The sequence below is a fragment of the Arthrobacter sp. 2MCAF14 genome, from assembly GCF_052115645.1.
In the GTDB taxonomy this organism is placed as follows: Bacteria; Actinomycetota; Actinomycetes; order Actinomycetales; family Micrococcaceae; genus Arthrobacter.
Map to the genome: position 1 here is coordinate 51,178 of NZ_JBFRHB010000014.1, position 19,439 is coordinate 70,616.

Annotated in this window: 18 protein-coding genes and 2 tRNA genes; 7 read left to right on the top strand and 13 right to left on the bottom strand. The window is 63.8% G+C overall.

The annotated features are described in order from the left end of the window. Positions 1-214: 214 nt before the first annotated feature. The 3 genes from AB4074_RS11590 to AB4074_RS11600 form a co-directional block, all read right to left on the bottom strand. The gene (locus tag AB4074_RS11590) at positions 215-973 is read right to left on the bottom strand and encodes an SDR family oxidoreductase (RefSeq protein WP_437770543.1); all 759 of its coding nucleotides are present in this window, start codon (positions 971-973) and stop codon (positions 215-217) included. A gap of 9 nt (positions 974-982) precedes the next feature. Beyond that, a complete protein-coding gene (locus AB4074_RS11595) occupies positions 983-1,531 on the bottom strand; it encodes a class I SAM-dependent methyltransferase (RefSeq protein WP_441413501.1) in 549 nt (182 codons plus the stop codon). An 88-nt stretch (positions 1,532-1,619) separates the two neighbouring features. Next, the gene (locus AB4074_RS11600; RefSeq protein ID WP_441413502.1) at positions 1,620-1,997 is read right to left on the bottom strand and encodes a DUF488 domain-containing protein; all 378 of its coding nucleotides are present in this window, start codon (positions 1,995-1,997) and stop codon (positions 1,620-1,622) included. 63 nt (positions 1,998-2,060) lie between these two features. On the opposite strand from AB4074_RS11600, the gene valS reads away from it, so the two are divergent. Beyond that, positions 2,061-4,682, top strand: a complete 2,622-nt coding sequence (gene valS / locus AB4074_RS11605) for a valine--tRNA ligase (protein ID WP_441413503.1) — start codon at positions 2,061-2,063, stop codon at positions 4,680-4,682. A gap of 367 nt (positions 4,683-5,049) precedes the next feature. Next, a complete protein-coding gene (locus tag AB4074_RS11610) occupies positions 5,050-5,925 on the top strand; it encodes an Fpg/Nei family DNA glycosylase (RefSeq protein ID WP_441413504.1) in 876 nt (291 codons plus the stop codon). A 66-nt stretch (positions 5,926-5,991) separates the two neighbouring features. Here AB4074_RS11610 and AB4074_RS11615 read toward each other — a convergent pair whose 3' ends face one another. The 6 genes from AB4074_RS11615 to AB4074_RS11640 form a co-directional block, all read right to left on the bottom strand. Beyond that, a complete protein-coding gene (locus tag AB4074_RS11615; RefSeq protein ID WP_441413549.1) occupies positions 5,992-6,561 on the bottom strand; it encodes a mycothiol-dependent nitroreductase Rv2466c family protein in 570 nt (189 codons plus the stop codon). Between the two features lie 126 nt (positions 6,562-6,687). Continuing rightward, the gene (clpX, locus tag AB4074_RS11620; RefSeq protein ID WP_441413505.1) at positions 6,688-7,974 is read right to left on the bottom strand and encodes an ATP-dependent Clp protease ATP-binding subunit ClpX; all 1,287 of its coding nucleotides are present in this window, start codon (positions 7,972-7,974) and stop codon (positions 6,688-6,690) included. Positions 7,975-8,158: 184 nt separating this feature from the next. Beyond that, positions 8,159-8,818 (bottom strand): ATP-dependent Clp protease proteolytic subunit, encoded by a 660-nt coding sequence (locus AB4074_RS11625; protein ID WP_234749864.1) that lies wholly within the window; start codon positions 8,816-8,818, stop codon positions 8,159-8,161. A gap of 36 nt (positions 8,819-8,854) precedes the next feature. Beyond that, a complete protein-coding gene (locus AB4074_RS11630; protein ID WP_234749995.1) occupies positions 8,855-9,466 on the bottom strand; it encodes an ATP-dependent Clp protease proteolytic subunit in 612 nt (203 codons plus the stop codon). Positions 9,467-9,707: 241 nt separating this feature from the next. Beyond that, positions 9,708-11,075 carry a trigger factor gene (tig, locus tag AB4074_RS11635; RefSeq protein ID WP_441413506.1) on the bottom strand — a complete coding sequence of 456 codons (1,368 nt, stop codon included), beginning with the start codon at positions 11,073-11,075 and terminating at the stop codon, positions 9,708-9,710. A gap of 68 nt (positions 11,076-11,143) precedes the next feature. Further along, positions 11,144-11,218: transfer RNA gene (locus AB4074_RS11640), tRNA-Pro, on the bottom strand. A 144-nt stretch (positions 11,219-11,362) separates the two neighbouring features. On the opposite strand from AB4074_RS11640, the gene AB4074_RS11645 reads away from it, so the two are divergent. After that, positions 11,363-11,436: transfer RNA gene (locus AB4074_RS11645), tRNA-Gly, on the top strand. 69 nt (positions 11,437-11,505) lie between these two features. Here AB4074_RS11645 and AB4074_RS11650 read toward each other — a convergent pair. The 3 genes from AB4074_RS11650 to AB4074_RS11660 form a co-directional block, all read right to left on the bottom strand. Then, complete coding sequence (locus AB4074_RS11650) at positions 11,506-12,408, bottom strand: Fpg/Nei family DNA glycosylase (protein WP_441413507.1); 903 nt, start codon at positions 12,406-12,408, stop codon at positions 11,506-11,508. After that, entirely contained in the window at positions 12,408-12,890 is a 483-nt protein-coding gene (locus AB4074_RS11655) for a ribose-5-phosphate isomerase (RefSeq protein WP_441413508.1), read from the bottom strand. Before AB4074_RS11655 ends, AB4074_RS11650 begins: the two co-directional genes overlap by 1 nt. Before the next feature lie 131 nt (positions 12,891-13,021). Then, entirely contained in the window at positions 13,022-14,023 is a 1,002-nt protein-coding gene (locus AB4074_RS11660) for a hypothetical protein (protein ID WP_441413509.1), read from the bottom strand. A gap of 137 nt (positions 14,024-14,160) precedes the next feature. Between AB4074_RS11660 and pepN the strand changes: the two genes are divergently transcribed. From pepN to AB4074_RS11680, 4 genes are all read left to right on the top strand, one after another. Beyond that, complete coding sequence (pepN, locus tag AB4074_RS11665) at positions 14,161-16,722, top strand: aminopeptidase N (RefSeq protein WP_441413510.1); 2,562 nt, start codon at positions 14,161-14,163, stop codon at positions 16,720-16,722. 99 nt (positions 16,723-16,821) lie between these two features. Beyond that, positions 16,822-17,301, top strand: coding sequence for an OsmC family protein (locus AB4074_RS11670; protein ID WP_441413511.1), 480 nt, complete (start codon positions 16,822-16,824; stop codon positions 17,299-17,301). Between the two features lie 147 nt (positions 17,302-17,448). Continuing rightward, entirely contained in the window at positions 17,449-18,177 is a 729-nt protein-coding gene (locus tag AB4074_RS11675; RefSeq protein WP_234749882.1) for a mechanosensitive ion channel family protein, read from the top strand. A gap of 1 nt (position 18,178) precedes the next feature. Next, positions 18,179-18,652 carry a globin gene (locus AB4074_RS11680; protein ID WP_441413512.1) on the top strand — a complete coding sequence of 158 codons (474 nt, stop codon included), beginning with the start codon at positions 18,179-18,181 and terminating at the stop codon, positions 18,650-18,652. 66 nt (positions 18,653-18,718) lie between these two features. Here the strand turns inward: AB4074_RS11680 and AB4074_RS11685 are convergent, their stop codons facing one another. Beyond that, on the bottom strand, positions 18,719-19,393 hold the full coding sequence (locus tag AB4074_RS11685) for a hypothetical protein (RefSeq protein ID WP_345450409.1): 675 nt from the start codon (positions 19,391-19,393) through the stop codon (positions 18,719-18,721). Positions 19,394-19,439: the final 46 nt, after the last annotated feature.

The window sequence follows — 19,439 nt, forward strand, 5'->3', positions numbered from 1 at the left end:
TGGCACTGCCCCTTGTGAAGAGGAGCTGTTCCGGCGTCGGCCGCTCATTGCTGCTGTGACGGGCTTACCCGTCCGGTTCTACTGACCCCCATGGTGGCGGGGGCGTTCTTCCGGAAGCTCACCGGTGATGTCCGGGTCAAAGCTTGTGCCACAAGTCTAGCGGCAGCGGCGCCGCGAGCTCCACTTGAGGGCAGGGGCGCGCGCCGCCGGAAACTTAGCCCTTGCGGATCAACTTGTGGGTAGCGGCCTGCGCCACCGGGCGGACGATGATCTCGTCCAGGTTGATGTGGTGCGGCACTGAGACCGCGTACTTGACGACGTCGGCGACGTCCTCGGGCGTGAGCGGCTTCTCGACGCCGGCGTACACCTTGGCTGCCGCAGTTGCGTCGCCGAGGCGGTTGAGAGCGAATTCCTCAGTGTGGACGAGGCCTGGCGCCACCTCGATGACGCGAATGTTGTTCTCGGCTTCCTCGAGGCGCAGGGCGCCGGTCATGGCGTGCTGGGCGAACTTGGCCGCGTTGTACCCGCCGCCGCCCTCGTAGGCCGTGAATCCCGCAGTCGACGTGAGGTTCAAAACTGTGCCCTCGCCGTTGGCCCGCAGCATGGGGAGGAAGGCCCGGGTCAGCTTCAGGGTGCCGAGCACGTTGACTTGGTACATCCAGTCCCAGTCTTCGGTCTGCGCATTGGCCAGGGTGTCCGCGCCCCGAGCGCCGCCGGCAATGTTGATGAGCGTGTCCGCTCCCCCTGCCTCGGTGACGGCGGAGAGCAGGGCCGCGACGTCGTCGTCGTTGGTGATATCCGCGGCGAACGGCACAGCGCCGCTCTCAGCGCCGAGTGCCTCAAGCCGCTCCGCACGGCGGGCGACGGCGAATACCTTCCATCCATCGGCGGTGAGGGCCCGCACTGTGGCTTCGCCGATTCCGGTGCTGGCACCCGTCACTACTGCGGTCTTCGTCTGTGCTTCCTCAGTCATGGCACCACCCTAACGCGGTTCAGCAGGAGAAACCGCACGGCCAAGGATGTGGGCGATCGGCGGGGACACCGGACCGGCAGAGAAGCCGAACCGCTCGTTGTGCACCACCTGGAAGCCTGCGGCGCCGATCGCCTGGAGGGTGTTGCGGTTGGGATGGCAGCCTCCGGCCATGTGCTGCCAGGCCGGAGTGAGCAGATCTTCGACTGCTGCCAGAAACCGCTTGTCCGAGCGCACGTGCTCGTAGAAGGCCAGGGTTCCGCCGGGACGCAGCACGCGGCGGATTTCCGCCAACGCCGCCGCCTGGTCGGCGACGCTGCAGAGGACAAGACTGACCACGACGGCGTCCGCCCCGCCGTCGGCCGCTGGAATGCTTTCGGAGGTTCCCGGAACAACCGTGACCGGCACCGGAGCGGCCTGTGCCTTGGCTCCCGCAAGCTCCCTGAGGTAGTCATCAGGTTCAACCGCAAGGACGCTTTCGACGGTGGCCGGGTACAGTCCGAACGACGATCCCTCACCGGCGCCGACCTCGATGACGCGGCCCCGCAGGCCGGCAAGCAAGCTGCGCCGGTGCTCAGTTCCGCCGCGGAGGTTGATCGCCGGAACGGCCGTGCATAGGCCCGGGCAAAGCGCGGATGCTGCGGCGTCGTCATTTGTCCGCCGCCCCGGCTCCCAGCAGGAACTCGAGCAGCACGCGGGCGTGGTTTACTTCAGGATCCCTGGCGCCGTAGAGCAGCGTCACACGCTTCTTCCCGGCGGCCAGCTCCAGCATCTGCTCCACCGCGGGATTCTGTTCCAGTTCGACCTCGTAAGAGCGGCGGAAGTCCTCAAATCGCTCCTGCATATGGGCAAACTCCGTGCGCAGCGGCGGCGAGGGCGCGATCTCCTTGAGCCAGAGATCCAGCCGTGCGCGTTCTTTGGATACCCCTCGCGGCCAGAGCCGGTCCACCAGAACCCGGTAGCCGTCGTCGTCGGCTGCTTCGTCATAGATGCGCTTGATAGCCAAAACATCCTTGAGTTCGGTCATGGCCCGCATGCTACTGTATGTCCGCGTGCCACGGAACAAAGGGCGCCATGAAACAATTGGCCCATGGCTGAATCAACGCAGGGTACAGACACGCCCGCCACCGCCCCCATCAACGTTCCCGACAAGCCGGCCCTTGAAGGCCTTGAGGCTGCCCTGACGCAGCGCTGGCTGGACGAAGGAACCTACAAGTTCAACCCGGACACCACGCGGGAGCAGGTCTACTCGATCGACACTCCCCCGCCTACCGCATCCGGTTCGCTCCACGTGGGCCACATGTTCTCGTTCACGCAGACGGATGTCCAGGCCCGCTACATGCGCATGACCGGCAAGAACGTCTTCTACCCGATGGGTTGGGACGACAACGGGCTGCCCACCGAGCGCCGCGTCCAGAACTACTACGGCGTCCGCTGCGATCCCGCCATCCCCTACAACGCCGACTACCGCCCGCCGGCACAGCCGGCGAAGAACCAGCGCGACTTCGACGTCGTCTCGCGCCAGAACTTCATCGAACTCTGCGAAGAACTCGCCGTCGAGGACGAGAAGGTCTTCGAGAACCTGTTCCAGACCCTCGGCCTGTCCGTTGACTGGGACCTCACCTACCGCACCATCGACGACACTTCCCGTGCGGTGTCCCAGCGCGCCTTCCTCGCCAACCTGAACGCCGGGGACGCCTACATGGCCGAGGCCCCCACCCTGTGGGACGTGACGTTCCGTACCGCCGTCGCGCAAGCCGAGCTGGAGGACCGCGAAGTTGCCGGCGCGTACTACCGCTACCCCTTCTTCACCGCCGACGGCGAGAAGATCTACATCGAAACAACGCGTCCGGAACTGCTCGCCGCGTGCGCCGCATTGGTGGCAAACCCCGACGACGAGCGCTACCAGCCGCTGTTCGGCAAGACCGTCAGGTCCCCCCTGTTCGACGTCGAGCTCGAGGTCAAAGCCCACCCGCTCGCCAAGGCGGACAAGGGGTCCGGCATCGCCATGGTCTGTACCTTCGGCGACCTCACTGACGTCACCTGGTGGCGCGAGCTGCAGTTGCCCACCCGCGCCATCATGGGCCGCGACGGCCGCATCATCGCCGAGACACCTGAGTGGATCACCACCGACGCCGGCAAGGAAGCCTACGCTGCAATCGCCGGCAAGACGGCGTTCTCTGCCAAGGAGACGGTGGTTGAGCTTCTCATTACCTCCGAGCTGCTGGATGGCGAGCCCAAGAAGATCACCCACCCCGTGAACTTCTTCGAGAAGGGCGACAAGCCCCTTGAAGTTGTCACGTCGCGCCAGTGGTACATCCGCAATGGCGGGCGGGACGAAGACCGCCGCGAACGGCTGATCGCGCGCGGACACGAGATCGAGTTCCACCCGTCCTTCATGCGCTCCCGCTACGAGAACTGGATCTCCGGGCTGAACGGCGACTGGCTCGTTTCGCGCCAGCGCTTCTTCGGCGTGCCGATCCCCGTCTGGTACCCGTTGGATGCCCAGGGCAACCCGGACTACGAAAACCCCATCCTGCCATCCGACGAGTCCCTGCCCGTGGACCCTGCGGCGGACGCGGCCCCCGGCTTCGACGAGTCCCAGCGCGAGCAGCCCAACGGCTTCATCGGTGACGCGGATGTCCTGGATACCTGGGCCACGTCGTCTCTGACCCCGCAGATCGTGGGCGGCTGGAGCCGTGACGAGGATCTGTTCGGCAAGGTTTACCCCTTCGACCTCCGCCCGCAGGGCCACGACATCATCCGCACCTGGCTCTTCTCCTCGGCTGTCCGGGCAGATGCCCTGCAGAACAGCGCGCCGTGGAAGCACGCCGCCATCTCGGGCTGGATCCTGGACCCGGACCGCAAGAAGATGTCCAAGTCCAAGGGCAACGTGGTTGTTCCCACCGACGTCCTGAACGAATTCGGCTCCGACGCCGTCCGTTACTGGGCCGCCTCGGCCAAGCTCGGTGCTGACACCGCCTACGAGATCGCCCAGATGAAGATCGGCCGCCGTCTGGCCATCAAGCTGCTCAACGCTTCCAAGTTCGTGTTGAACCTGGGCGCCACGGAGAACTCGGTGGTCTCCTCCGACCTCTCAGTGCTCACCAACCCCCTGGATCGTGCGCTTCTCGCCCAGCTGGCCGACGTCGTGGCGCAGTCCACCAAGGCGTTCGACAACTACGACTACGCCCGCGCCCTGCAGATCACCGAATCGTTCTTCTGGCAGTTCACGGACGACTACGTGGAGCTCATCAAGGATCGCGCCTACGGTGCCGCCGGCGAGACTGAGCAGGCATCCGTCCTTGCTGCCCTTGCCACCACGCTGGACTCGCTGTTGCGCCTGTTCGCGCCGTTCCTGCCCTTCGCCACCGAAGAGGTCTGGAGCTGGTGGCGCACGGGTTCAGTCCACCGCGCGGCGTGGCCGGCAGCCGTGGAAATCGTCGACGGCGACACCACCATGCTGGGCACCGTCGGCATCGCGCTGAGCGGCATCCGCAAAGCCAAGTCCGAGGCCAAGGTCAAGCAGCGCACCGAAGTCCTCTCGGCCACCATCACCGCTACCGAGTCGTTCGTTGCACAGCTGGAAGCCGGACTGGGAGACCTGAAGGCCGCGGCCAACGCGCAGGAGATCTCACTGGTATCCGGCGACGGCGAACTTACGGTGAGCGACGTGGTCCTGGCACCTGCCGAGGAGCCCGCTCAAGCGTAGTTACGGGTAAGACAGCCGGGGAGTTTCCGGGCAAAGGGGAAGCCCCATCAGCGTTTAGCCGTTGGTGGGGCTTCGACTTTTCGGCTGCCTGGTGACGTCTTGGCAGTCTGGCGGAATCCTCGGACTTTCAGGTCTTCCTACCTCGTCACTGGTAGCTTGCATCCAACTTTGCCGAAGGCTGCGTCAGATGCATATCACTGAATCTCTGGTTTCCGTGTCCCTCTTCTTTCGAAGTGGGTAAGTTCTATTGTTGACCCGCTCCCCAGCCAGCACAAGCCCCATTCAGGAACTACTGGTATGTAATTCGGGCGCCCCGTGGTGCTCCCCCGGGGTACTGGGGTTGGGTGCTTTGTGGCACAGTGTTGCTATGCCAGAACTTCCCGAAGTGGCCGGGCTGACTGCCTTCCTGGGCAGGAATCTTCTCGGTGCCGAACTGACGAAGATCCAGATCACCTCTTTTGCCGTACTGAAGACAGCCGATCCCCCTTACTCGGCCCTCGAGGGTCGCAAAATCGTCCGCGTGGAACGCTTCGGAAAGTTCGTCAGTCTCGACGCCGAGGGCATCCATTTCATCTTCCACCTCGCCAAGGCCGGGTGGCTCCGCTACACGGAGCAGCCATCGCAGACCCAGCTACGGATGGGCGGGAGCAACATTGCCGCGAGGCTCGGCTTCACCAAGAGCGACGGCTCAACCCACGTCGGCGTGGACCTCACGGAGGCCGGAACCAAGAAGAGCCTTGCCGTGTACGTGGTGCGCAACCCCGTGGACGTTCCCGGGATCGCGACACTCGGTCCGGACCCCCTGAGCCCTGCGTTCACCGAAGAAACCCTGGCCGGAATCCTTTCCACAAGCACGCATCAGATCAAGGGACTCCTTCGGAGCCAAGGTGTCATAGCGGGAATCGGGAACGCCTACAGTGACGAGATCCTTCACGCAGCCAGGATTTCACCGTTCGCGAGCGCCAAATCGCTGGACAAGGAAACCACCCATGTCCTCTATGAGTCCATCGAAAGCGTCCTGGGTGCGGCTGTGGCCGCCGCCGTCGGGAAAGCCTCAAGCGAACTCAAGGACACGAAGCGGAACACCATGCGGGTGCACGGCAGGGCGGGTCAGCCTTGCCCCGTGTGCGGGACCACCATCCGCGAGGTGTCCTTTGCCGACACCGCGTTGCAATATTGCCCTGGCTGCCAGACGAACGGAAAGATCCTGGCGGACCGTAGAACGTCGCGTTTCCTGAAATAGCCGTGCCTGCGGCTCAGACGACCGCCGCGGCCCGGGCTAGTTGGATTCAGGCCGGTTGAATTCAGGCTAGTTGAATTCCGGGCTTTCCGTGCGGCTGCGCTTGAGCTCGAAGAAGTGCGGGTAACCGGCCAAGGTGACGGTGGCGTCCCAGATCCGGCCGGCTTCCTCGCCGCGGGGAATGCGGGTCAGGACAGGGCCGAAGAAGGCCGTGCCGTTGACGGCGACCACGGGGGTGCCGACATCCTGGCCCACCAGGGAGATCCCCGATTCGTGGCTGGCACGCAAGTGGACGTCGTATTCCTCGGAATCGGCGAAGCGGGCCAACTCGGCCGGCAGCCCGGTTTCAGCGAGTGCCTTGGAGATGACCTCGGCGAAATCCTTGATGCCTTCGTGATGGATGAGGGAACCCATCGCGTCGTACAGCGGCTTGATGTACTCGTCTCCATGCAGCTCGCGGGCGGCAATGATGACGCGGACAGGTCCCCAGCCCAGCTTCATCTTCTCCGTGTATTCGGCAGGCAGCTCGCGGCCTTCGTTGAGGACAGAGAGACTCATGACGTTCCAGTTGGTCTCGATCCCCCGAACGTCTTCCACTTCACCGATCCAGCGGGATGTCACCCAGGCAAATGGGCACATGGGATCGAACCAGAAATCAACCTTGTTGGCGGTCTGCTCGGGCACAGGGAACTCCTTCGATAGGCGTAAGGGGGCGCGGCTCGCCGGACGAAAACGGTGTCCGGCACCTATGATGCCAACCTCAGGCTAGGCGGACTTATTCCGACGCTTCGCAATGACCTCGTGCGCGATCATGGTGGGCTGGCCCTTCTTGTTCACAGCGTCGGCAGTGATGACGACGCTGGCGATGTCGTCCCTGCTGGGCAGGTCGAACATGACCGGCAGCAGCACTTCCTCCATGATGGCACGCAGGCCGCGGGCTCCCGTGCCACGTTCAAGGGCTTGGTCGGCAATCGAGTCAAGGGCGTCCTCGTCGAACAAAAGCTCCACGCCGTCCAGCTGGAACATCTTCTGGTACTGCTTGATCAGGGCGTTCTTGGGCTTGGAAAGGATCTGGATGAGCGCGGAGCGGTCAAGGTTGGACACGGTGGTGATCACAGGCAGGCGTCCGATGAATTCGGGAATGAGCCCGAACTTGAGCAAATCCTCCGGCATCACCTCGCCGTAGCTGTCCGCGTTGTCCTTGACCTCGTTGAGCGGGGCCCCGAAGCCGATGCCCTTCCGGCCGGACCGCGATCCGATGATGTCCTCGAGCCCGGCGAAAGCACCGGCCACAATGAACAGCACGTTGGTGGTATCGATCTGGATGAATTCCTGGTGCGGGTGTTTACGTCCGCCCTGCGGCGGAACCGAGGCCACGGTGCCTTCGAGGATCTTCAGGAGCGCCTGCTGCACGCCTTCGCCGGACACGTCGCGCGTGATGGACGGGTTCTCGCTCTTGCGTGAAATCTTGTCGATCTCGTCGATGTAGATGATGCCCTGTTCGGCCTTCTTGACGTCGTAGTCTGCGGCCTGGATGAGCTTGAGCAGGATGTTTTCGACGTCTTCGCCGACGTATCCGGCCTCGGTCAGGGCCGTGGCGTCGGCGACGGCGAAGGGTACGTTCAGGCGACGGGCCAGGGTCTGTGCCAGGTAGGTCTTGCCGCAGCCAGTGGGGCCGATCAGCAGGATGTTGGACTTGGCGATCTCCACGTCTTCATGGTGTCCGCCTTCACCGAGGCCGGTCTTCGGCGCGTGGCCAGCCTGGATGCGCTTGTAGTGGTTGTAGACCGCGACGGCGAGGGAGCGTTTCGCGGGCTCCTGGCCAATGACGTATTCCTGGAGGAAGTCGAAGATCTCCCGCGGCTTGGGCAACTCGAAGCTGCCAAGATCCGATACTTCGGCGAGTTCCTCTTCGATGATCTCGTTGCAGAGTTCGATGCACTCGTCGCAGATGTACACGCCGGGCCCGGCAATCAGCTTCCGAACCTGCTTCTGGCTCTTTCCGCAGAAAGAACACTTCAGCAGATCCGTGCTCTCGCCAATCCGAGCCATGTGGGATTCCCTTCGTTTCATGCGGGTGGTGCAGCCCCGTACCTATCCGCGATTTCGCGCCGATCGCAGCGGGGGCGCCACCATGACAACTTCCACTGTAGGACACAATGGGCTGCTTGGGTTGAAACAGAACGCCGATGCGGTCCATATTTCCTGAACCGCACCGGCGTCGAGTTTTGGCCAGTTACCTGGCGATCGCCTGGGGCTTGATCTTGCGGGAATCGAGCACCTGGTCGATCAATCCGTAGTTCATTGCCTCGGCAGCGGTGAGGATCTTGTCGCGCTCGATATCGTTGTTGACCTGTTCCGGCGTCCGCCCGGAGTGCTTGGCCAGCGTGTCCTCAAGCCATGAGCGCATGCGCATGACTTCTGCGGCCTGGATCTCAAGGTCGGAGGCCTGGCCCCCTTGGCCGCCGGATAGCGACGGCTGGTGGATCAGGACCCGGGCGTTGGGCAGGGCGAGGCGCTTGCCCGCCGTACCCGCCGCGAGCAGCACGGCCGCGGCACTGGCCGCCTGGCCCAGGCAAACGGTCTGGATCTCCGGACGAATGTACGTCATCGTGTCGTAGATCGCCGTCATGGCCGTGAACGAGCCGCCCGGGGAGTTGATGTACAACGTGATGTCGCGGTCCGGGTCCGTGGACTCGAGCACCAGCAGCTGGGCCATGATGTCGTCGGCAGAAGCGTCGTCAACCTGCACGCCGAGGAAGATGATGCGGTCCTCGAAGAGCTTCGTGTACGGGTCCTGGCGCTTGAAGCCGTAGGGCGTGCGCTCCTCGAATTGCGGGAGGACATAGCGGCTGGACGGGAGATTACCGGCAGACCATCCAAAATTGTAGTTCATGTTATTGCTCCTGATCTGAATGTTTCTTGGTGCCGGTTAGTTCTCTGAGTTCGAGGCGTTGGCCGTTCCGCCACCGCCGGCAACCGAGCCTGCGTGGGCGGCGATCTTGTCGAAGAAGCCGTACTCGAGAGCGTCGACGGCCGTGAACCACTTGTCGCGGTCATTGTCCTTGAGGATCGTATCGACAGTCTGCCCGGTCTGTTCGGCAGTCAGCTCGGCCATCACCTTCTTCATGTGAAGGATCAGCTCCGCCTGGATCTTGATATCCGACGCCGTGCCGCCGATGCCGCCGGAAGGCTGGTGCATCAGGATGCGGGCATTGGGCGTGGCGTAGCGCTTGCCCTTGGTGCCCGAGGAAAGGAGGAACTGGCCCATGGAGGCCGCGAGCCCGGTGGCAACCGTCACGACGTCGTTCGGGATGAACTGCATGGTGTCGTAAATGGCCATGCCGGCAGTCACGGAGCCGCCAGGAGAGTTGATGTACAGGTAGATGTCCTTCTCCGGGTCTTCAGCCGAGAGGAGGAGGAGCTGGGAGCAGATCGCGTTGGCGTTCTCGTCGCGGACTTCGGATCCGAGCCAGATGATGCGCTCTTTCAGCAGGCGGTTGTAGATGTAGTTGTCCTGGGCCGCTGGATCGACGGTTGCCATCCTGGGGGCCTCTGCGTGCTGTGACATAAGTACTTACCTCTCGCTGGTGACAGGGCCATTGCTGAACTTGCCATCCCTGATCTTCACTACTTGGACACTAACCGTTTTCCACGGCGATTTGTTCTCCCAAATCGCGCTGTTCGCTGACGGCGCACGATTGCGGAAGGGGGCGCTTTCCACGCTCCCGGGCTTAAACCAAGCCGCCCCCGGATCAAGGATCCGGGGGCGGCAGGAGGTGAAACTAGAACTTCACTGCAGCGGGGTCGTCGCTCGGAACAACGGCTGCTTCTTCGGCTTCCTCGACTGAGACTTCTTCGCCAGCGGGGCGCACGAAGTCGCTGAGGTCGACCTTGTTGCCTTCGGAGTCGACAACCTCGGCCTGGCCGAGGACAACTGCGAGGGCCTTACGGCGACGCACCTCGGAAACCATCATGGGAACCTGGCCGTTCTGATCGATGATCTGGGCGAACTGGTTCGGGTCCATGCCGTACTGGCTTGCCGTGCTGACAATGTAGTCGATCAGCTCGTTCTGGCTGACGCTCACTTCTTCCTTGTCGGCAATGGCGTCAAGGATGATCTCGTTCTGGAAGGCGCGGGCGGTATTGGCCTTGACCTCGGCGCGGTGTTCCTCGGTGTCGTGCTCGCCTTCACCGTGGGCGTTCTCCGGGTTGAAGTGTGCTTCGAGCTGCTCTTCGACCACAGAGTCCGGAACCGGAACCTCGATGAGCTCTACGAGCTTGTCCAGGACCTTGTCGCGGGCTTCGACGCCCTGGCCGACGACCTTGGACTCAGCGGCCTGCTTGGCAAGGTCTTCACGCAGTTCGGCAAGAGTGTCGAACTCGGATGCCAGCTGGGCGAAGTCGTCGTTGGCCTCAGGAAGCTCGCGCTCCTTGACGGTCTTGACAGCAACCTTGACCTGGGCTGCTTCGCCGGCGTGCTCGCCGCCAACCAGCGTGGTGTCGAAGATTGCTTCTTCGTCGGCAGAAAGGCCGGTGACGGCCTCGTCGAGGCCCTCAAGCATGGTGCCTGCGCCAACCTGGTAGGACAGGCCGGTGGCGGAGTCGATCTCGGCGCCGTCGATCGTGGCGGTGATGTCGATGGTCAGGAAGTCACCATCGGCGGCCGGGCGGTCAACGGACTTCAGCGTGCCGAAGCGGCCGCGGAGCTCGTCCAGTGCCTTGTCGACGTCGGCGTCGGAGGAATCGGCTGCAGCAACCTCTACCTTGATGCCGGCGTAGTCAGGGAGCTCAACCTCGGGGCGGACGTCAATCTCGACCTGGAACTTCAGTTCGCCGTCGGTCGAGGACGGGTCCGGAACCTCGGTGATCTCAACCTCAGGACGGCTCAGCGGGCGGAGGCCGGCTTCCTGGACGGCAGCCTGGTACCAGCCGTTGAGGCCATCGTTGATGGCGGTCTCCAAGACGTAGCCGCGGCCAACACGCTGGTCAACCAGCTTGGAGGGAACCTTGCCCTTGCGGAACCCGGGAACCTGGATCTGCGAAGCAACGGTCTTGTAAGCGGCATCGATGCTCGGCTTCAGTTCCTCAAAGGGAACCTCAACGTTGAGCTTGACCCGCGTGGCGGTGAGGTTCTCGACAGCGCTCTTCACAGTCTAAGTACTCCTGGTTTTGTGGGATGGGGTTCTGCCGCGTTCCGGATCGGAACAGGCACACAGAGTCGGGGTGACAGGATTTGAACCTGCGACTTCCTGCTCCCAAAGCAGGCGCTCTAGCCAAGCTGAGCTACACCCCGTGAATGCACAGGACAGTCTACGGGCATCTCGGCGGAGAATGCACATTTGACACTTGGCCCCTGAATTAGGTTTAGTTATATCCGGCTTCAACAGCCACCGGAAAGATGCGCGGAACACCCTGAGAGGTGCATGCAGTCTTGCCCGGGGACGTAGCTTAATGGTAAAGCCTCAGTCTTCCAAACTGATTACGCGGGTTCGATTCCCGTCGTCCCCTCCACACAACGAAGGGCCCCTCATCGAGGGGCCCTTCGTGTTTCCGCCTGTTTTCACCTGCTAGCGCCGGACTTCAGTTCTGGCAGCCGGGGCACCAATAGAGCTTGCGCGCACCGATCTCGGCCATCCCCACGACTTCGCCGCATCGCCGGCACGGCTGTCCCTGCCGCTTGTAGACAAAGTGCGCCTCGCCATCGAGCGCTCCGCCCCTCCCGCCGCTCCACAAAGCCGATGGGGTCGTAACAATCCGCCCGTCACGGACGCCGTCGGACATGGCCGCCACGGTGTCATCCCACAGGCGTCCGGCGGTTTCAGCGTTCAGGGAGTTGCCCGGAGTCCACGGATCAACGCGCTGGCGGAACAGCACCTCCGCGCGATAGATGTTGCCGATCCCGGCCACGACCGACTGGTCCATGAGGAGGAGCCCGACGGCGGTCTTGCGGCGCAGCAAGCGGCGGATGAACTCCTCGCGGTCGCCAGGGCTGTTGTGGAGGGGATCGGGACCTAAACGCGCCAGGACGGCCGCGGCTTCCGCCTCGGTAATCGCCGCGCAGGTGGTGGCGCCCCTCAGGTCCGCCCAGCCGTTCGCTGAAACGAGGCGCACGCGCACGGCACCCACGGGCTCGGGCGGACCCGCGTAGCTACTTCCGGGGCTCTCTGCGCTGCCGTCTTGTGGGAAGGTCTCGCGTTCGCCGATCCGGCGTGGCGCCCCGATGCTCGACGCCCCGCGGAAGGATTCATCGCCACCGAAACTCCACGCACCGTAGAGACCCAGATGGACGTGCAGGAGCACCCCATGGTCAAAACGGAGGAGAAGCTGTTTGCCGTGCGCGGTCGCTTCGAGCAGTTCATGGCAGTCCAAAAGCGCTGCGCCCGCAGTGAATCGGCCTTGGGGGCTGGAGACCTCCAGCACCTGGCCGGCAAAAACATCCTGGAACTGGCGTGCCAGGCGATGGATGGAATGCCCTTCAGGCACTACGCAACGATTTCGCCGGTGTTCTCATAGACGGCGATTTTTCCGATGCGGCGCACGTGGCGTTCGTCGTTGCTGAACGGTTCTTCCAGGAAGGCCTCGATCAGTTCGGTGGCTTCCTCGACGGTGTGCTGGCGTCCGCCGACGGCAACCACGTTGGCGTCATTGTGCTCGCGGGCCAGCTTCGCTGTGGAGAGGTTCCAGGCCAGCGCGGCCCGGACACCCTTGACCTTGTTCGCGGCAATTTGTTCACCGTTGCCGGATCCGCCCAGGACGATGCCCAGTGCGTGAACTCCGGCCTCTTGGTCGGCAACTACGGCAGCGGCCGCGTTGATGCAGAACGAAGGGTAGTCATCAAGGGCGTCGTACACCTTGGGGCCGTGGTCAACGACGTCGTAGCCTTTGGCAGTCAAGTGGCTGACGAGGTGGGCGCTGAGCTCCATGCCGGCGTGGTCCGTGGCAATGTGGACGCGGGATGTGGTCACAGGAAGTCCATTCGGTCTGGCGCGCGAACGCGGCAATGCCGGGCGCGGCGGTGAGGGATGCGGTTCCTAGGTTACTAGGATCGGGCCCCGGCTCACCTCTTAAGACAGCAGGCCGGACAATCCTCCGGCGCTCAGGGGGCCGGAGGCTGCTCGCCGCGCTGGGCACGCGCCGCGACGCGGTTCAGGATTCCTGCGAGCCGGTCCGCAGTGGCCGAGGTCCCGGCGCTGAACGCCACCCTGCGGCCGCTGACCTGGCGGACGACGACGGCGGGACCGCTGCTCACGAGCATGGCCGTCGCTCCTCCGTGGTGCCGGAGTCCCCAGCCGCCAAAGTCGGCGGCCCTGACTTCCTGCGCGGCCGCGCCCGCGATATCGACAGCGGGAACTGTGAGGACCCGCAGAACGCCCGCGACAAACACCTGCACTCCTCCCCTGTCCGCCCTGACGCGGACGAAGAGGAAACACGCTCCGATGGCGGCGACCACCGCCAGCAATGCGCCCAACCACGGGAGCGCGATCGCGATCAACATCGCGGGGAACAAAGTGGCCACGCAGATCATCACGAACACCGAACTCCGCGCGTGGACCCACAGCAACATGGAATCCTCCGCCAGGCCGGGGTCTTCCGTCCGGATCCTTTCGGCTTCGAGGGCGGCGTCGTCCTCCGGCGTCCAATGCGGGTCGGGCTTGAAAGCCATCATCATGACCACGCCAAGGGGCAGGGCCGCGCCCGCGCCCAGCGCGAGGACCGTGGCATCAACGTGCGAGCTGCGGGCGTCGGTGAGGCCTGTTTGCCCCACGAGGCCGGCGGCCAGCACGGAGGTGATGAAGAGGGTCACCATCAGGCCCATGCCCATCATGACTCTGCGCATGATCACGGGCCGGGCAAGGGGAACAGCCTGGATGAACACCAGCCAGCCCGCGACGACCAGGAAACCTCCTCCGCCGAAGACGTAGGCGAGGAACGGCGCGAAGCTGATGCCGCCGTCGGCGTTCCACGCGATGGCGACAGGATCGGGAAGGTTGTTGCGCAACATGAGTGCGCACACAGCAAATGCGCCGGCCAGCAGCAATGGAAATGCCACTGCAAAGCGGAGTGCCCGGAGGTCCAACGAATCGCGCATCTTTCCCATATTCCAACGCTACCCCGCGCCGGCGACACTGTGATCGAGCTTCCTTGCCATGCCGGAATCAAGTGAAAGAATGACTTCACAGCGCCGGCGCTGGCTGAAACCAACCGGCTTCTCGAAACCATTCTTGGAGGCAACCCTTGCCAGGCCTGAACCTGACGCGCACCGAAGCCGGACAGCGCGCAGAATTGCTCACCGTGACCTCGTACGACGTCACCCTCGACTTGACGAAGGGCGCCACGGTCTTCGGCTCCACCACGGTGGTGAAGTTCTCCGCCGTCGAGGGCTCCTCGAGCTTTATCGACGCGATCACGGAGACCGTGCACAGCGTGACGTTGAACGGCGCCGAACTCGATCCGGCAGTGGTGTCCGACGGCGTGCGCATCCAGTTGCCCGGGCTCGCCGCGGAGAACGAACTCAGGGTAGTCGCCGATGCCCCCTACATGAACACCGGTGAGGGCCTGCACCGCTTCGTGGACCCGGTGGACAACGAGGTCTACCTTTACACGCAGTTCGAGGTGCCCGATTCCCGCCGCATGTTCGCTGTGTTCGAGCAGCCGGACCTAAAGGCGGCATTCACGTTCACGGTCACTGCGCCCTCGCACTGGGACCTGATCTCCAACTCACCCGCTCCGGTACCGGTGGAAACCACTCCCGGTGACGACGGCGGCGCGCGCTCCGTCTGGCATTTCGCCCCCACTCCACGCATCTCTTCGTACGTCACTGCCTTGATCGCCGGACCGTACCAATCGGTCCGCAGCAAGGTCACCAGCTCCGATGGCCGTGTCATCCCGCTCGGGGTGTTCGCCCGCAAGTCCCTCATGCAGTACCTGGACGCCGACAACATCTTCGAACTGACCCGCCAGGGTTTTGAGTTCTTCGAGGCCCAGTTCGGATTCCCGTATCCCTTCGAGAAGTACGATCAGCTGTTCGTTCCCGAGTTCAATGCCGGCGCCATGGAAAACGCCGGCGCGGTGACCATCCTTGAGGGATACGTCTTCCGCGGCAAGGTCACCGACGCCCAGATCGAGCGCCGCGCCATTACCGTGCTGCATGAACTTGCCCACATGTGGTTCGGGGACCTCGTCACGATGCGCTGGTGGAACGACCTGTGGCTCAACGAATCCTTCGCCGAATACATGTCACACCTGGCCGCCGTCGAAAACACCGAATTCGACCGGGCCTGGACCACCTTTGCTTCGGTGGAGAAATCCTGGGCGTACCGGCAGGACCAGTTGCCCACGACGCACCCGATTTTCGCCGAGATCAACGATCTCCAGGACGTCGAGGTGAACTTCGATGGCATCACCTATGCCAAGGGAGCTTCCGTGCTCCGGCAGTTGGTTGCCTGGGTGGGGCCGGAACATTTCATGGCCGGCGTCCGCGAATACTTCCAAAAGCACGCCTGGCAGAACACCGAACTGGTGGACCTCATGAAGGAACTCGAAGCTGCCAGCGGCCGCGACTTGGACCAGTGGGGCAAGCTCTGGCTCGAGACCGCCGGCGTCAACACTCTCTCCCCCGAGCTTGAGGTCGACGCGGACGGCACCATCACGTCCTTTGCGATCGTGCAGACGGCTATCGACGAGCAGCCCACGCTGCGGCCGCACCGCCTAGCCGTCGGGTTCTATGACCTCTCGGCCGAAGGCAAACTTGAGCGGACCCACAGGGAGGAGCTCGACGTCGACGGTCCCCGGACCCATGTTCCCGGCCTTGCCGGAATGGCGCGTCCGGACCTGGTCCTGCTCAACGACGACGACCTCGCCTACGCCAAGGTCCGCCTCGACCCCGCATCCTTGGCCACTGCGAAGGCCCACCTGAAGGACTTCGCCGGCAGCCTGCCGCGCACCCTCGTATGGGGCTCGGCCTGGGATGCAGCCCGCGACGGCGAAACCCCGGCCCGCGGCTACGTCGAGCTGATCCTGGCGAACATCGCGTCCGAGACCGATTCCTCCGTGATCCTGACCCAGCTCCGCCAGCTGGCCACCACCCTGACGTACTACGTCGCAGCGGAGCACAAGGATGCGGCCACGGTGGCCGCCGCTGACACACTGTGGGAACTCTCGAGTACCGCGGCTGCCGGATCGGACGCCCAGCTCCAATTCGTGAAGTCCTTCGCGCTGCTTGCCGCGAGCAGCTCCCAACTGGACACAGTCCAGGCGGTCCTGGACGGCAGCACCGTCCTGGATGGCCTGACGGTTGACCAGGATTTACGCTGGGAACTCCTCACCGCGCTGGTGGTGGGCGGGCGCGAAGGCCAGGACCGGATCGACGCCGAACTTGGGCGCGACCACACGGCCAATGGCCAGAACGCCGCCGCCTTGGCGACGGCAGCCCTTCCCACTCCCGAGGCCAAGGCCGCCGCCTGGAAGAAGATCGTGGTCACGGGCGAGCTCTCCAACGCCATTCAAAGCTCCGCCGTCACGGGCTTCACGCGGGTTCCGGACACCTCCCTGTTGGAGCCGTACGCCAAGGAGTACTTTGAGGCCGTACCTGGGATTGTCGCCAACCGCACCTTTGCGCTGGCCCAGCAAATCGTCGTCGGGCTCTACCCGGCGCAACTGACCACGCAGGCCACGGTTGATCGCACGGACAAGTTCCTCGCTGAGCTGCCGGCGGACAGCAACGCCCTGCGGCGGATGATGCTCGAAAACCGCGACGGCGTCGCCCGTGCCCTGAAGGCCCGCGCGGCAGACGTCTAAAGGTCGTCGGATAAATCACCGTCCGGCCCCGGTTTCGCTTCAATGGAACCGGGGCCGTTCAGTGTCCCGCCCGCGAAGCACCCCCGCTAGACTTTCCGCATGAGCCTGGACGAACACCGCTACTCCCTGACCGTGCGCTGGACCGGAAATCTGGGCACCGGGACTTCCACCTACCGCGGCTACACGAGGGACCACGACGTCGAGATCCCCGGCCTGCCGGTCCTAAAGGGATCTTCGGACCCCACCTTCCATGGCGACCGGAGCCGGTACAACCCCGAACAACTGCTCCTCACCGCCCTCTCCCAGTGCCACATGCTGTCTTTCCTGCATGTCGCGGTCAAACACGGGGTGGTGGTCACCGATTACGTGGACCACGCCGAGGGCTTGATGAGGCTCAATCGCGATGGCAGCGGACAGTTCGAGAACGTCACTTTGAAGCCGCAGGTCACGGTTACCGACCCTGCGCATATTTCACTCGTGGACGAATTGCACCATGAGGCGAACCAGGTATGCTTTATCGCCCGGAGCGTCAATTTTCCGGTTCTGCATGAGCCAAGCACGATGGCGGCCGCCGGCTAGCCGGATGACGGGAAGGCTGTTCCGCCAAGAATCACGATGCGGATCCGGCCACGCTACGGCGATAGGGTTGACCGTGGACAGAGTGTTCAGCGCCCGGCAATCAAGGGCCCGGCGAACCATTGGATCCCGTGAGGAGCATTCCCGCATATGAACGTCGCCTCGTCGACCGACAACATCGTGGCCGATGCAGCCAAGATCGATTACGCGTCCATCTTCGTGACGCTGGGCATTGGGCTGGTGGTCTGGGTTGTGGCCCGGTTCATCATTTTGCGCATTACCCGCCGAGTGGCAGAGGGCACGAGCTTCTTCAAGAAACCGCATTTCAGGTGGGTCCAGCCGGCCTTCCGGGCGCTCGACCATGAACGGCGCGCCCAACGCGCCCACACCATCGGCTCGCTGCTGACAAGCGTGCTTAGCGTGGTGGTGGTGGTCATCGTCATCATCTACGTCCTCAAGTACCTGAATGTGGATATTGCACCGTTGCTCACGAGCGTCGGCATTTTGGGTGTGGCCATTGGCTTCGGCGCCCAACAGCTCATCCGCGATTTCCTGTCCGGCATCTTCATCACCATCGAGGACCAGTTCGGGATCGGCGATGTGATCGTGACCACTGAAGTGATTGGCACCGTTGAATCGGTAGGCCTCCGGATCACCCGGCTCCGGGCCGAAGACGGCGCCATCTGGTATCTGCGCAACGGAGAAATCCTTCGGGTGGGCAACCGCTCGCAAGGCGACTACGTGCCGGAGGAACCCGCAGTTCCGGACGACGTTCCGCCAGCACCCCCGGGTACTGCGCCCGCCGAAACCGCTGCATCCGGTGCGCCTCAATCTTCAAAGGAATCCCTCAAGATTCAAGAGCAGAAAGCAGGCGAGTGACATGGGCAGCCAACCGGAATCAGCAACGCCGCAGCCGGCCGAACGGCGGCAGTTGATGCAAAACGATCCGTTCAGCCAGCCCGCCTACACCGACAGCTTCTATGAGGCCATCGGTGGCCACGAGACTTTCGTGAAACTCATCGATGTCTTCTACGACGGCGTCGCCGGAGATCCTTTGCTCCGGCCCATGTACCCGGAACAAGACCTCGCCCCGGCCAAGCGGCGGTTCCTCATGTTTCTCGAGCAGTATTGGGGCGGCCCGGGCACCTACAGCGAGGAACGCGGGCACCCCAGGCTACGGATGCGGCACATGCCGTTCCAGGTGACGCCCGAAGCCAAGGACCGCTGGCTCTTCCACATGCGCGCGGCGGTGGATTCGCTCGGCTTGTCGCCGCTTCACGAAGATACGCTGTGGGACTACATGGAGCGGGCAGCGCTCACGATGGTCAACAGCCCGTCGGTCCAGCAGCCCTGAGCTTGTAGGCGAGCGGGCTGCGTAGCCATGGGATTGGCCCGGGATTGGGCCGGGCCTGGTTCGGGTTCAGCGGGCTTGGAAGCCCAGGCCTGATCCGGATCGTGCGAGGATGTGGCCCCGGCTGCCGCTGAGCCGGAACCAACGGCCGTTGCGGAAGAGCCGGTGTTCGCCGTCGCCAAGGAAACCGAGCGCAAGGGCCGCGAACGCCGCGCCGGCGGGCACGCCGTCGAGTCCCGGAATCTCCCGGCCCCACACCGCGGCCCTGGCGTTGTTGACGATCAATGCGCCGGGCTGATCGGGAACAATCCCGGCCACCTCGGCAATTCCGGCATTCGCGACTGACCTGAGTTCGGCGTCGGGCACTGAACCCAGAGGCTCCCAGCCGCTGCGGGGTGCCCCGACTCCCGCCCACGATTCGGAAACCGTCGACGGCGGGATCGGAAGCTCGACGTCGTCGGCACCAGAACGCGCCAAGCGGTCCAGGACCGAAGACAGGGTCACGGTGACGTCCGCATGCGCGTCATCGGCGAGGGCGATGGTCCGGAGCCCGAGAATGGTCGGCGTCGACTCGCCCAGGAGGCGCGGCCTCAGGACGCACACATATGCAGCCAGGACGCGTCCGGAGGCCTGCAGCCGGATGGCGCCATCGTCGATGCTCTTGGCACGCGTGACATAAGTGCGGAGATCCGCCAGATCACGGGGATCGACGAAATGGAAGGACTGGGTCAGTACATCGGACACATCATTGACTCTACCGGCATGTCCGCGGTTGAGAGGGGTCAGGGGG

Coding starts and splice junctions, on each gene's coding strand:
- valS (WP_441413503.1), top strand. CDS start 2,061: ATGGCTGAATCAACGCAGGGTACAGACACGCCCGCCACCGCCCCCATC.
- AB4074_RS11660 (WP_441413509.1), bottom strand. CDS start 14,023: ATGGGAAAGATGCGCGATTCGTTGGACCTCCGGGCACTCCGCTTTGCA.
- AB4074_RS11670 (WP_441413511.1), top strand. CDS start 16,822: ATGAGCCTGGACGAACACCGCTACTCCCTGACCGTGCGCTGGACCGGA.
- clpX (WP_441413505.1), bottom strand. CDS start 7,974: ATGGCTCGGATTGGCGAGAGCACGGATCTGCTGAAGTGTTCTTTCTGC.
- AB4074_RS11675 (WP_234749882.1), top strand. CDS start 17,449: ATGAACGTCGCCTCGTCGACCGACAACATCGTGGCCGATGCAGCCAAG.
- AB4074_RS11590 (WP_437770543.1), bottom strand. CDS start 973: ATGACTGAGGAAGCACAGACGAAGACCGCAGTAGTGACGGGTGCCAGC.
- AB4074_RS11680 (WP_441413512.1), top strand. CDS start 18,179: ATGGGCAGCCAACCGGAATCAGCAACGCCGCAGCCGGCCGAACGGCGG.
- AB4074_RS11630 (WP_234749995.1), bottom strand. CDS start 9,466: ATGGCAACCGTCGATCCAGCGGCCCAGGACAACTACATCTACAACCGC.
- AB4074_RS11615 (WP_441413549.1), bottom strand. CDS start 6,561: ATGTGCCCATTTGCCTGGGTGACATCCCGCTGGATCGGTGAAGTGGAA.
- AB4074_RS11625 (WP_234749864.1), bottom strand. CDS start 8,818: ATGAACTACAATTTTGGATGGTCTGCCGGTAATCTCCCGTCCAGCCGC.
- AB4074_RS11600 (WP_441413502.1), bottom strand. CDS start 1,997: ATGACCGAACTCAAGGATGTTTTGGCTATCAAGCGCATCTATGACGAA.
- AB4074_RS11610 (WP_441413504.1), top strand. CDS start 5,050: ATGCCAGAACTTCCCGAAGTGGCCGGGCTGACTGCCTTCCTGGGCAGG.